The sequence below is a fragment of the Hamadaea sp. genome (genome assembly GCF_013362815.1).
GTDB lineage: Bacteria > Actinomycetota > Actinomycetes > Mycobacteriales > Micromonosporaceae > Hamadaea.
This window is the reverse complement of sequence record NZ_JABFVK010000047.1, coordinates 1-12,659: the sequence shown is the minus strand read 5'-3', so window position 1 is coordinate 12,659 and position 12,659 is coordinate 1. Positions and strand designations below refer to the sequence as shown.

Sequence of the window (12,659 nt, the reverse complement as noted above, 5' to 3'; positions counted from 1 at the left end):
GGTGCGGCCGGTCGCGCTTCGGTCGGCCGGGCCGGCGTACCGGGGTCTTCCGGGCGCGCCAGCGTTCCCGGCGCGCCGGTGTCACCCGCTGGACGGGCGAGCGTACGCCCCCGGGGGTTCGAGGACGGCCCGGGCGGCGACGGCCGTGGGCCCGGCGGTCCCCGGGGTCCGCGAGACCGTGGCGGTGACGGCGGCGAGGGCGGCCGGCCGAAGCGGCAGCCGTCCAGCGACAAGGCGAAGAAGGCCAAGCGGACCAAGATCCTGATCGCGTCGTTCGCGGCTTTCCTGATCGTCTTCGGGGTGGGCGCGATCGGCGGCACCTACTACTTCGACAGCGTCGACGAGCTGACGCCGGACAACTTCAAGACCGCTCAGACCACCATGATCATGGCGGCCGACGGCAAGACCCAGATGGCCCAGCTCGGCTCCGAGAACCGCATCATGGTGCCGATCACGTCGATCCCGGAGAAGACCCGGCTCGCGATGATCGCCGGTGAAGACAAGGACTTCTTCGAGCACCACGGCATCTCGTACTCCGGCATCATGCGCGCCGCGTGGAAGACGCTGACCACCGACGAGACGCAGGGTGGCTCGACGATCACCCAGCAGTACATCAAGATCGCCACCGATCAGGCCCAGATCTCGTACGCCCGGAAGCTGCGTGAGGCGGTTCTCGCCCGCAAGCTGGAGGACAAGTACGACAAGAACACGATCATGGGCTTCTACCTCAACACGATCGACTTCGGCCGGGGAGCTGTCGGCGTGGAGAAGGCCTCCTTGGCGTACTTCGGCAAGAGCGCCAAGGAGCTGACCTTCTCGCAGGCGGCCGTGCTCGGTTCGGTCATCCGGGACCCGTACGACGACGGCGGCAAGCTGAGCATCTACGACCCCGAGGCTCATCCCGACACGGCGAAGGCACGTTGGGGCTACGTGCTCGACAACATGAAGGAGAAGGGCTGGATCACCGCGGAGGAGCGTGCTTCGGCCCAGTTCCCCGAGGTCATCAAGTACTCCACGGTGACGACGTCGGCTGAGTGGGGCATCAAGATCGCCGAGGGCACGAACGCCGGCAAGGCGACCGGAAACGTCGTGAACTACGTGTACGAGGAGCTGAAGGCTCAGGGCATCGACCCCAAGGATCTGCGTACCGGCGGCTACAAGGTCTACACCACGATCGACCCGGTTGCGCAGCTCCAGCTAGAGAAGGCAGCCCGGCCGGATCTGCAGGGCTCGGAGCTCAACGGGCGGAAGATCGTCAAGGACGCGAAGGGCAATATCCAGCAGGATCTCGAGTCGGCGGGTGTCGTCATCGACCACTCGTCGGGTGCCGTCATCGCGTACTACGGCGGCCTCGACGGGACCGCCATCGACCTGGCGGGCGTCAACACACAGGGCGGCGTGCTGGTCGGCGGGCACCCGCCGGGCTCTTCGATGAAGATCTATACGTTGGCCGCCGCGCTGGAGGCGGGCGCCTCGCTGCAGTCGCACTGGCGATCGCTGCCCTACACCGACAAGGCGGACAACACCCACGTCGGTAACGCTGGTGCCGAAGGAACGAGCTGTAAAGAGTGGTGCACCCTCGAATACAGCTTCATGAAGTCCTTCAACGTGCCGTTCTACTGGGTGGCTCGGCAGATCGGGCCCGGCAAGGTCGTCAAGATGGCGTCTCAGGCCGGTGTCCGTTACATGTGGGACAACAACAACGTCGAGCGGTTGTCTGCAAAGGGCGTTCAGGCCGACCTGTCGCGAGACCCGTTCGACCGCCAGGTCGGGTTCGGCCAGTACGCCATCACCGTGCTCGACCACGCGACCGGCGTCGCGACGCTGGCCAACGGCGGCGTTTACAACAAGCCCTACTTCGTGGCGAAGGTCGAGAAGAAGGACCCGGTCACCGGCAAGTACGAACTCGTGAAGGGCGTCGGTCACAAGGCGGATCCGAAGCAGGCCATCCGGCGTCAGGTCGCCAACGATGTGACCTACGCAATGACGAAGGTCTACGAAGACCACCCTGGGTGGAAGCCCAAGCAGGACAACCGGGACATCGCAGCCAAGACCGGCACCTGGGAAGGCGCGACGGTCGACAAGAACGGCAACGCCAAGCCGAGCGATAAGAACGCGCATGCCTGGGTCGTCGGTTTCACCAAGCAGTACTCGGTGGCGATCTGGACCGGCAACGCCGCCGGTGCCTATCCCGTGACCGACCCGAAGACCAAGAGCACCATCACCTCCGGCTCGACGCCCTACCGAGTGTGGTCGGAGTTCATCAAGGACTACAACGACGCGAAGAACCTCAAGAAGGAGAAGCTGGCCGAGCCGTCGCACATCGGCGACGACGAGGTCGGATTCGCCAACGGCATCTCGCCTTCGCCGAGCCAGCCCACCGACCCGGGCCAGGGTGGAAATTGCATCCCGATGGTGACCTGCCCGACCGAGACCACCGGTCCCGGCAACGGCGGCGGCAACCAGTCCAAGTCCCCGACGCCTACTCCGACGTCGTCCAGGTCCAAGTTCCCGTGATGAGTGAAGGACGGAAGCCGTGCAGGCTGAGGTAGGTCAGGACGCCGACGATCGCGATCGTCCCGTGGCCCCGCGCATCGACGCGCCGTCGCGCTCCGACGGCTTCGTCGGCGGGCTGTCCGAACTGATCGGCGGGCGGCTGGGCGAACATGCCCCGGTCGCCCGGCGCTCGGTCAAATTCGTCTCGCTGATCGTGCTGGCGCTGACCTGCCTCACGCTTGCGCTGCATTTCGTCCAGAAGTCCCCGTGTCGCGACGGCGCGTGGACGGACTACAAGCAGTACACCAACTTCTGCTACACCGACGTGCTCGCCCTGTACTACGCCGAGGGGCTGAGCGACGGCGCGGTTCCCTACGTCGATCATGCCGTCGAGTACCCCGTGCTCACCGGTGTGATGATGGGGGTGATCGGGCTGCCCATCCACGCGTACGGGCAGACCCATCCGGACTTCAACCAGGGTCAGGCGTTCTACGACGTCACCGCTCTGGTGCTGATCCTGTTCGCGCTCGGCACGGCCGCGATGATGCTGTCCATCCGGCGGACAAGACCCTGGGACATAGCGATGTTCGCCCTGGCCCCGGCGATGCTCGTGACCGCGACAGTGAACTGGGACTTCCTGGCCATCATCCTGGCGGTCGGCGGTGTGTACGCCTGGAGCCGTAAATGGCCCGGCTATTGGGCGCCGGCGTTGACCGGTGTCCTCCTGGGACTGGGTACGGCGGCGAAGCTGTGGCCGGGATTCCTGTTCGTCGGGCTGCTCGCGATCGCGTTGCGTACCTGGCGATGGATTCCGTTCCTCGTCGCGGCCGGGACGGCGCTGGTCACCTGGCTTGCCGTCAACGTGCCCGTGATGGTGCTGAACTTCGACAACTGGCGCAAGTTCATCGACCTCAACAACGAGCGCGGTGTGGACTGGGGTGTCCTCTACTACATCGGCCGGTACGTCGACGCGAAGTTCTGGAGCGGCGGCGAGGGCGACTCTGGGCTGTTCCAGTGGCTGTCGAGGGATGAGAACCGCAGTCTCCTCAACGGGATCAGCCTGGCGTTGTTCGCCGTGGCCTGCCTGGGGATCATTTACCTGGCTCAGCGGGCACCGGTGCCACCGCGGCTGACCCAGCTCGCGTTCCTGACCGTCGCCGCGTTCCTGCTGTTCAACAAGGTCTGGTCGCAGCAGTTCACGCTGTGGCTGCTGCCCCTGGCCGTACTCGCCCGGCCGCGCTGGGGAGCGTTCCTCGCCTGGCAACTGGCCGAAGTGGCGTACTTCCTGACGTTCTACGGCGAGCTACTCGGAGCGTCCGGTAAGTCCGTGATGCCCGAAGGCGTGTTCATCTTCGCCTCGATCGCCCGCTGGGTGACCGTCGCGGTGCTGTGTGGCCTGGTCATCCGGGACATCCGGTACCCGCGGCTCGACGTCGTCAGACAGGCGGATCCGCTCGCGGTCTGAGGCCAGACCTGCGTTTTTCTCGCTGACCGCTTACCTTGTTGGGCATGAGTTCGTACGGTGACTACCCCTCCGGCGACGGCCGGTCCACGGTCAGCGACGAGGCATACCACCCCCAGGGCGTGCCCGCGCAAGGTCGGCACCGCCAAGGTCGAGTCGACGATGACGAATACATGCGGGACGTACGGGATCGATATACGGCGTCGGCCCCGCCCCCACCGGCGGGGCGGGCCCGGGTGCCGGTACGCGACGGCGCACCCGGCGAGCCGAGCCCAGAACGTCGCGCTGCCGCGCCGCGCCGGCCCATTCCCGGGATCGGCTTCCTCCGGCGGCTGGGCAAGAGCCGCAAGCGCAAGATCCTGACGATCGCGTTCGCCGCGTTCATCATCCTGTTCGGCAGCACCGCGATCGTCGTCACCTACTTCGTGGACAACGTCGACATGCTGCGGCCGGAGAACCTGCCCAACGCCCAGGTGACCAAGATCTTCGCCGACGACGGCAAGACGCAGCTCGCGCAGCTCGGTACGGAGAACCGGGAGACCATCCCGATGAGCATCCTGCCCGACGACGTCAAGCACGCGCTGATCGCCGGGGAGGACAAGGACTTCTACAACCACCACGGCGTCTCGATCAGCGGCATCGTCCGGGCCGCCTGGAACAACATCACCGGTGGCGACACCCAGGGCGCGTCCACGATCACACAGCAGTACGTGAAGATCGCGACCAAGGACGTCGAGATGTCGATCTTCCGTAAGGCGCGCGAAGCGGTACTCGCTCGCAAGCTGGAAGACAACTACGACAAGGAGACCATCCTCGGGTTCTACCTGAACAACGTCTACTTCGGACGCGGAGCGATCGGCGTACAGGTCGCCGCCCGGACGTACTTCAACAAGAACGCCAAAGACCTGACGATCGCGGAGGCGGCAGTCCTCGGCGCGGTCGTCCGGCAGCCCGAGGAGACGGCCACGTTCGCCGGATACGACCCGCAGCTCAACGCGGAGGCGGCCAAGGATCGCTGGGGCTACGTCCTGAACAACATGAAGGACGCGGGCTGGCTGAACGATGCCGATCGGAACGCCCAGCAGTACCCCAAGACCATCCTGCCGATCCGTAAGGACGCCGGTAACGCGCAGTGGGGTCTCAAAGGTGTCGGCCAGACCGGGCTGGTCACCGGCAATGTCGTGAACTACATCGCGGAGGAGCTGAAAGCCGCCCCGTACAACATCGCGGACTTGAAGCAGGGCGGTTACCGCATCACCACCACGATCGACGCCAAGGCACAGGCGGCGGCGGAGAGCGCGGCCCGGCGCGGCGCGCCCGGATCCCTGATGACCGGGCAGAAGGCCAACGTCATGGCGGCGCTCGTGGCGATCGAACCCAAGACCGGGCGAGTGCTGGCGTACTACGGCGGGGACGACGCGACCGGGCACGACTATGCCGGCAAGAACATCGAGAACGGCCAGCTGACCGGCGGTCACCCGGCCGGCTCGTCGTTCAAGATCTACACGCTGGCGGCCGCCCTCCAGGACGGCTACTCCCTCGACTCGCACTTCAACCCGGCGGCGTTCCGCGACGGCGACTTCGAGATCGAGAACGCCGGCCGGGACGTCGACGAGTCCTGTGGCACGTACTGCACCCTCGAATGGGCCACCGTGCACTCCTACAACGTGCCCTTCTACAAGGTCACCAAACTGATGGGCGTGGACAAGGTCACCGCGATGGCCAAGGCGGCCGGGATCACCACCATGTGGAACACCGGCGACGGCAAGGCGTACGACCTGACCAGCAAGACCTTCAAGCAGACCGCCAGCTCGCCGTTCTACTACCACGCCGGATTCGGGCAGTACCCCATCACGGTCATCGACCACGCGAGCGGCGTGGCCACCTTCGCGAACCGCGGGATCTACAACAAGCCGCACTTTGTGCTGAAGGTGGAGCAGCCGGTCGTCGGCACCGACAAGTTCACGCTGGTCAACGGCGAGAAGCTCGCCGGCAAGCAGACGATCGATCAGGGCGTCGCCGACGACGTGAACTACGTGCTGCAGAAGATTCCCGGAGCGGGTGGCCACACGCTCAGCGGCAGCCGCCCGGTCACCGGCAAGACCGGCACCTGGCAGTGCCAGCAGACGTCGCACAATTGCCATGCCTGGTTCGTCGGCGCGACCAAGCAGATCGCCGCCGCCGTCTGGGTCGGCAATGTCGGCAAGGAACAGGCGGTCTACGAGAAGTCCGGCAAGGACATCAGCGGCGCGGGACTGCCCGGCAACATCTGGGAGAAGTTCATGAACGCCGCCAACAAGGGGACGGCCGAGCAGCGCTTCGCGGACAAGGCGGGCGTCGGCGACCCCACCAAGCAGGAGCCCGGTCTTCAGGAGCCGCAGAAGCCCGGCAAGTGTAAGTGGATCTTCTTCTGTCCCACCACCGAGCCGACCCGGCGCGGTCGCGGCTGATCTCAGGGTGGGGGCAGGTACTGCCCCCACCCTGATCTCCTACGGGTTCAGGTGGAACAGGATGCCGTCCTCGAGCTCCTCGCGCTTCAGGCCGAACTCCTCGCCGGTCGCGGTCCTCGCCTGGTCGGACACGTCGTCTGGCTGTTCGTAGCTCGGGTTCTTGAGGATCAGCACTTCCTTCACGCCGATGGCGCGCAGTGCCTCGACGCTCGCCTGGTCCGGGAAGTTCTTCATGAGTTCCCGGAGCTGGCTCTGCGACTGGGGCGTGAAACCGCTGCCGCCGTTGACCATCGAGACGAAGCCGTCCGTCGACCACAGCATCACGTTCTCGTCGTTCAGCTGATTGCTGGGCAGCACCATCACCGGCCCCGACAACTCGGACATTGCCGCCGGACGCAGCGGCACCGTCGGGAAGTCCATCTTCTGCAGGCCCTCGCCGAGGACGAGGAGCGCCGGGAGGAACATGGCGAGCGCCAGCACCAAGTGCGGCCGCGCGGGCACCCGTTCCCGGGCGAGATCACGTGCGCGGTCGCCGAACGCGCTGACCGCGCCGGCGGCGAGCAGCCCCACGAACAACGTGGTCCAGATGATCAGGCGGCCGGGTGTCCGGATGGCGTTCCATCCGGGCAGGTGGTCGTAGAGGATCTCGTAGACCTTGCCGCCGAAGAACTCGGTTCCCATCGCGAGTGCGCCGCTGACCAGCACGCCGAGCAGCAGGAGGATGCGCTGCCACCAGCGCCAGGTCGAGTAGATCAGGCCCGCGGCCGCCAACCCGTAGAGGGCGAAGCCGATGAGCAGCGTCTTCTCGCCGCTGCCGTTGGTGAACAGCGTGTCACGGGCGACTTTGTGGGCGTCACCCCAGACGACGTCGGTGTCCGGCGCGGTGAAGAATCCGATGAACGGCGGTGAGTAGAGGCTGACCTCGCCGATCGAGCGCTCGGCGTACGGGTGCAGTTCGAGCACTCGGAAGTACGGAACGGCCATCAGTACGCCGACTGCGGCGAAGACGAGCCCGCCCAGCGCGTCCGCCCCGGCCAGCTTCCAGCCGAACGGCTTCGGCTCGCTCCAGAAGAACAGCCGAGCCGACACGTACGCGATGACGCCCACCACCGCGATGCCCGCCAGCACGTAGGCGAACGGCAAGCCGATGCCGAACCCGAGGCTGATCTGCCACGCGGCGACCAACCAGCCCGCCAAGGCCCACCCGGGTCGGCGGAGTTCCGGCCGATAGCCGTGGCGCAGTGAGTACCCGTGGCCCCGCGCCAGCATGGCCAGGCAGAGGGCGATGCCCCCGGAGGACAGGACGTGCAGGTGACCGGCCTGCTCCCACCGCCAAGGGGCGTACGCGAACGCCGCCCCGGCCACTGCCGCGCCCGGTACGCGCGCACCGAGCTGCCGCGCCAAGGCGTACGCGCCGAAGAACGCCAGCGCGAAGGCAAGCACGAAGACGATGTTGTAGCGGAGCAGCGCGGCGGCCGGGCCGGTGCCGATGAGCCCGGCCGGGAAGTAACCGAGGAGCGTGTCCGAGAACGCGTAGCTGTAGGACTCCGGGTAGAAGGTGTTGGAGTCCCAGATGCCCAGCGGGTTCGTGCTGATCGCGTGCCCGGACCAGGCCATCTGCCAGGCCTGGAGCGTGGGGTCCCAGATGTCCTTGGGAATGGTGTAGAGCGGGTACTTCAACGCCGGCCACGTCATCGCGGCCGCGATGACCAGCGAGAACAGCGCGGCGAGGGTCCACTCGTGGCCCAGGGCGCGGCCGAAGCCGCCTGCCATGCGGCGGAGCCGCCCCGGCGGATTCGCCGCCTCGGGCGCGAACTTCCCAAAGGGATCGGCCGGCGGCTTGTCGTCCGCGGGCTTTCCCGTCGGCTCGTCGTCGGTGGGCTTGTCCGCCACCGGTGTGTCGGACGCCTTCGAGGCCGTGGTGTCCTCGGCGGGCTGGTCACTCATCGTGGTCGGCTCCGTCATCCTCGTAGCACCGTTCCCTAGTCGGCCAGCTCGGACCGCAAGTACGCGATGTCGGCGGACTGGCCGTCGGCCCCGCCCGGTGTCTCCACTACCGCGGGCGCCCCACTCGCTCGGATGGCCGCCACGATCAGCTTCGGATCGATCATCCCGGAGTGAAGGTTGTCGTGACGGTCGCGGCCGGAGTCGAATCCGTCGCGGGAGCCGTTGGCGTGGATGAGGTCGATCCGGCCGGTGATGGCCATCACGCGGTCCACGATGTCGATGAGATCCTCGCCACCGGCATGGGCGTGACACGTGTCCAGGCAGAACCCGACGCCGAACTCGCCGACCGCGTCCCAGAGCCGGGCCAGCGCGTCGAACCTCCGCGCACACGCCTTGTCGCCGCTCGCCGTGTTCTCGATGAGCACAGGGGTGGCGAAACCACCCTGTTCGGCGGCGTACGCGAAGGTCTTGCGCCAGTTCTCGAAGCCGGTCGCGAGGTCGTCGTCCTTCAGCATGTGTCCACCATGGACTATCAGCCCGCTCGCACCCACCGTCGCGGCCGCGTTGGCGTGATTCACCAGCAGCTTGCGGCTGGGTATGCGAATCCGGTTGTTCGTCGTCGCGACGTTGATGACGTAGGGCGCGTGGATGAAGACCTGCACGTCCGACGCCTTGATCTGCTCGGCGTCGGCGCGCGGCACCGGATCCTTCCAGCCCTGCGGGTCAGCCAGGAAGAACTGCACGACCTCGGCGTCGCGGGCCTGGGCCTCGGTCAACGGGTCGGCGGGATCGACGTGGGCACCGATACGCATGCCGGAGAGCGTAGTCCCTCACCCTGACGAAGGAGACCACGAGCGCGCGTCACCGTCCGGCGCACTTCTCCGTTGGACCCACCGGATTCCTCCGAAGTCCATGTGAGCGGGTACTTGTCCGTTGACCGCCCCTGCCGGGGCGTCGTCCGCCCGTCGCACCCCCGCGGGGGCATACCGTCTGGGAGTTCGCATGAAGCTGTCCGTTTGTCGGGCTTTGGCCGGTGTCGGCCTCGGCATGCTGTTGGGTGTGCCGTTGGCCGCTCAACCGGCGTTGGCCGAAACCGAGGCCGGTACACAGGTCGAGTTCAACGGGGGCGGGCTGGGTCTGCTGCTCTGCGGCTCGAAGCCGGACCGGGCCGCCGTGACGATCAAGTCCGAGCAGAAGGTCGTCTTCGTCAACAACCTCGGGCAGGGCGCCACCCTGCAGATCGACGGCGAGAACGGCGGCCCGATCAGTGACGGGCAGGCCGTCGAGGTCCAGTTTCACAAGGGGCCGGTGGCCATCGCGATGGTCCCCGACTGCCTGCTCAACCTCGGCGGGAACGGTTCCTACGAGCCCGTCACGGTGAACGTCAACGCCACGTCGTCGCCGAGTTCGGGCGACTCCACCGGCGCTCCGCGGGTCGTCAAGACGCGTACGCCGAAACCGAAGCCGTCGGCCACGCCGGCGCCCTCGGCGAGCGCGTCCGCCGAGGAGGGGCCGCTGTTCCCGATGGATCCCGATCCGAGTAGCAGCGTCGCAGCCGGCGGAGATAGCTTGGAACCAGGTTCGACGGTCGTCACGCCCGGTGGTGAGTCGGTCATCGACGTGTCGGCGGTCTCGAGTGACACGCCGAAGGACAAGGGACCAATCGGACTTCTTGCTATTATTGCTACAGTGTGTGTCGTAGGCGTCACGGTTGGGGCAATCCGCGCTATCGTAAGTCAGCGCGCAACCCGGACTGAGTTCGCCTAACACGCAAACCACGGCGTATGATGTGGTTATAACAGGCTCCGCGAGGCGCCTTTCATCCAACCTCGTCGGTGTGGTCGTTCCTCCCCAGGTCCCACCCAGCAGAACTGGATGAGAGTGCGCCTCGCGGCTCTTTTTGGCCCTGATGCCCCGGACGGGTATCCTGGTCAGGTTCTTTCGCAATGCCGTGGGTGATGGCGCCCACGGCTGTCGTTTGAACGACGCACGACCTCCTGCCACGGAAGGACCGTGGCCGCTAGCCCAGAGGAGGTGAGTTGTCTTGCGTCATTACGAGATCATGGTGATCCTCGATGCGTCTCTCGAGGAGCGCACCGTCGCCCCGTCGCTCGACACGTACCTGAACGTGATCCGTACGTCGGGTGGTTCGGTGGAGAAGCTCGACGTCTGGGGCCGCCGGCGCCTGTCGTTCGAGATCAACAAGAAGGCCGAAGGCATCTACGCCGTCATCGACCTGCAGGCGGAGCCTGCGGCCGTGGCCGAACTTGACCGTCAGCTGCGACTCAACGAGTCCGTGCTGCGCACCAAGGTCATCCGGCCCGAAGTTCGCTGACGCGAGCTCAAGGCACGCCCGGACCCGCTTTCGCGCAGCTGTCGTACGGCTGTGACAACCTGTGCGTCAGAACTAGCGAATGCCTGAGGAGTAGGTCATGGCTGGAGAAACCACCATCACGGTCATCGGTAACCTGACCGACGACCCAGAATTGCGCTTCACCCCGTCCGGCGCCGCGGTCGCCAAGTTCCGCATCGCCTCGACGCCGCGCACGCTCGACCGGGCTTCCGGCGAGTGGAAGGACGGCGAGCCGCTGTTCCTGGCGTGCTCGGTGTGGCGGCAGGTGGCGGAGAACGTCGCCGAGTCGCTGCAGCGGGGTGCCCGCGTGATCGTGTCGGGCCGGCTGCGTCAGCGGTCCTACGAGACGCGTGAGGGCGAGAAGCGCACCGTCATCGAGCTGGAAGTCGACGAGATCGGCCCCTCGCTGCGCTATGCGACGGCGAAGGTGCAGAAGATGTCGCGGTCCAGCGGTGGTGGTGGCGGCTTCGGCGGTGGCGGTGGCAACAACAGCGGTGGCGGCGGCGGTTTCGCCGACGACCCGTGGGCCACGGCTGCTCCCGCCGGCGGCGGTTCGGGTGGCAACTTCGACGACGAGCCACCTTTCTAAAGATCACTGGAGCACGAGCAATGGCTAAGGCTGCCGCTCTTCGCAAGCCGAAGAAGAAGGTGAACCCGCTCGAGAAGGAGGGGGTCACCTACATCGACTACAAGGACACCGCGCTGCTGCGCAAGTTCATCTCGGACCGCGGCAAGATCCGCGCCCGCCGGGTGACGGGTGTGACCACCCAGCAGCAGCGTCAGATCGCCCGTGCGGTCAAGAACGCCCGTGAGATGGCGCTCCTGCCCTACACGAGCACCGGACGCTGAGAGGAGGCACCCCTATGAAGATCATTCTGACTCAGGAGGTGCCGGGTCTCGGCACGCCGGGCGACATCGTCGAGGTCAAGGACGGCTACGGCCGTAACTACCTGCTGCCGCAGGGCTTCGCGATCGCGCACAGCAAGGGCGCCGAGAAGCAGGTCGCGACGATCAAGCGGGCGCGTGACGCCCGGGAGATCCGGGACCTGGACCACGCCAAGGAGATCAAGGCCCAGCTCGAAGGGCTGTCCGTCAAGCTCGGCGCGCGCGCCGGCGACGGCGGCCGCCTGTTCGGCTCGGTCACCGCGGGTGAGGTCGTCGTGGCGGTCAAGGCCGCCGGTGGCCCCAGCCTCGACCGCCGCCGCGTGGAGCTGCCGAGCGTCATCAAGTCGCTCGGGGCGTACAACGTGCAGGTCAAGCTGCACCCCGAGGTTGTCGCCAAGTTCTCCGTGAACGTGGTTCCGGCCGCCAAGTAGGCACATCCGAAAGGGCCGGCGCGAGCGATCGCGCCGGCCCTTTCGCTTGCCCGGCCCGGGTCAGCCGCGCAACCGGCTCGCCGTGCGGATGGCGTCCGCGAGCTCACCGACCTTGGCGTCCCGGAGCTCCTCCTGCGCGTCGGCCGCGATCTGCCGCAACTGGTCCAGCTGCACTTCGGCGGCGTACGACGAGGACTTCAGCGCCTCGGCGAAGAAGGCGGCGGCGTAGGCCACGCGCAGATGCGGGTCCGCGGATCGGAAACTGCCCGCGAGATCGTTCACCATAATCGACTCGTACGCCTCGGAGGCGGCCCGGGAAGCGGGATCCTGCCAGCGTACGCGGACGTCGGCGACCTTGGCCGAGGAACGGACCTCCGGCCGCAGCCGGACGATGTAGAGCGCCGTGACGGCGTGCCCGGGGCCGACCTCGCCGCCGTCCACCCGATCGTCCCGGAACTCCGAAGCGCTCAGGAGCCGGTCGTCATACCCCACCAACCGGTACGCCTCGACGGTCGCCTCGTCGAAGGTCACCTGCGCCTTCGCGTCGAGCGCCCGGACCGACAGGTTCGCCGGGAGCCGGTGGACGAAGACATCTCGAGCCTGGTTGCGGTCGGCGACATACACCGCGAAGCCGT

At 66.8% G+C, this 12,659-nt stretch carries 11 protein-coding genes; 8 read left to right on the top strand and 3 right to left on the bottom strand.

From position 1 onward, the window contains the following. From HOV77_RS22040 to HOV77_RS22030, 3 genes are all read left to right on the top strand, one after another. Nucleotides 1-2,517, top strand: a 2,517-nt coding sequence (locus HOV77_RS22040) for a transglycosylase domain-containing protein (RefSeq protein WP_290864558.1), incomplete at its 5' end; no start/stop codon positions are given. Between the two features lie 19 nt (nt 2,518-2,536). Then, nucleotides 2,537-3,961 (top strand): glycosyltransferase 87 family protein, encoded by a 1,425-nt coding sequence (locus HOV77_RS22035; RefSeq protein WP_290864557.1) that lies wholly within the window; start codon nt 2,537-2,539, stop codon nt 3,959-3,961. Nucleotides 3,962-4,005: 44 nt separating this feature from the next. After that, nucleotides 4,006-6,408, top strand: coding sequence for a transglycosylase domain-containing protein (locus HOV77_RS22030; protein ID WP_290864556.1), 2,403 nt, complete (start codon nt 4,006-4,008; stop codon nt 6,406-6,408). A 39-nt stretch (nt 6,409-6,447) separates the two neighbouring features. On the opposite strand, the gene HOV77_RS22025 is transcribed toward HOV77_RS22030, so the two are convergent. Beyond that, nucleotides 6,448-8,373, bottom strand: a complete 1,926-nt coding sequence (locus HOV77_RS22025; protein ID WP_290864555.1) for a hypothetical protein — start codon at nt 8,371-8,373, stop codon at nt 6,448-6,450. Nucleotides 8,374-8,390: 17 nt separating this feature from the next. Then, nucleotides 8,391-9,167: a deoxyribonuclease IV gene (locus HOV77_RS22020; protein WP_290864554.1), complete on the bottom strand. Its 777-nt coding sequence runs from the start codon at nt 9,165-9,167 to the stop codon at nt 8,391-8,393. Between the two features lie 190 nt (nt 9,168-9,357). Between HOV77_RS22020 and HOV77_RS22015 the strand changes: the two genes are divergently transcribed. The 5 genes from HOV77_RS22015 (at nt 9,358) to rplI (ending at nt 12,024) form a co-directional block, all read left to right on the top strand. After that, the gene (locus HOV77_RS22015; RefSeq protein WP_290864553.1) at nt 9,358-10,122 is read left to right on the top strand and encodes a hypothetical protein; all 765 of its coding nucleotides are present in this window, start codon (nt 9,358-9,360) and stop codon (nt 10,120-10,122) included. Between the two features lie 277 nt (nt 10,123-10,399). After that, nucleotides 10,400-10,690 carry a 30S ribosomal protein S6 gene (rpsF, locus tag HOV77_RS22010; protein WP_027342871.1) on the top strand — a complete coding sequence of 97 codons (291 nt, stop codon included), beginning with the start codon at nt 10,400-10,402 and terminating at the stop codon, nt 10,688-10,690. Between the two features lie 97 nt (nt 10,691-10,787). Continuing rightward, nucleotides 10,788-11,297, top strand: a complete 510-nt coding sequence (locus HOV77_RS22005) for a single-stranded DNA-binding protein (RefSeq protein WP_290864552.1) — start codon at nt 10,788-10,790, stop codon at nt 11,295-11,297. Between the two features lie 20 nt (nt 11,298-11,317). Next, nucleotides 11,318-11,557, top strand: coding sequence for a 30S ribosomal protein S18 (gene rpsR, locus HOV77_RS22000; protein ID WP_027342873.1), 240 nt, complete (start codon nt 11,318-11,320; stop codon nt 11,555-11,557). Nucleotides 11,558-11,571: 14 nt separating this feature from the next. Further along, complete coding sequence (rplI, locus tag HOV77_RS21995) at nt 11,572-12,024, top strand: 50S ribosomal protein L9 (RefSeq protein ID WP_290864549.1); 453 nt, start codon at nt 11,572-11,574, stop codon at nt 12,022-12,024. 60 nt (nt 12,025-12,084) lie between these two features. On the opposite strand, the gene HOV77_RS21990 is transcribed toward rplI, so the two are convergent. Then, on the bottom strand, nt 12,085-12,659 hold a 575-nt coding region (locus HOV77_RS21990), incomplete at its 5' end, for a YfbK domain-containing protein (protein ID WP_290864547.1).

Coding starts and splice junctions, on each gene's coding strand:
- rplI (WP_290864549.1), top strand. CDS start 11,572: ATGAAGATCATTCTGACTCAGGAGGTGCCGGGTCTCGGCACGCCGGGC.
- HOV77_RS22020 (WP_290864554.1), bottom strand. CDS start 9,167: ATGCGTATCGGTGCCCACGTCGATCCCGCCGACCCGTTGACCGAGGCC.
- HOV77_RS22005 (WP_290864552.1), top strand. CDS start 10,788: ATGGCTGGAGAAACCACCATCACGGTCATCGGTAACCTGACCGACGAC.
- HOV77_RS22015 (WP_290864553.1), top strand. CDS start 9,358: ATGAAGCTGTCCGTTTGTCGGGCTTTGGCCGGTGTCGGCCTCGGCATG.
- rpsR (WP_027342873.1), top strand. CDS start 11,318: ATGGCTAAGGCTGCCGCTCTTCGCAAGCCGAAGAAGAAGGTGAACCCG.
- HOV77_RS22025 (WP_290864555.1), bottom strand. CDS start 8,373: ATGACGGAGCCGACCACGATGAGTGACCAGCCCGCCGAGGACACCACG.
- HOV77_RS22030 (WP_290864556.1), top strand. CDS start 4,006: ATGAGTTCGTACGGTGACTACCCCTCCGGCGACGGCCGGTCCACGGTC.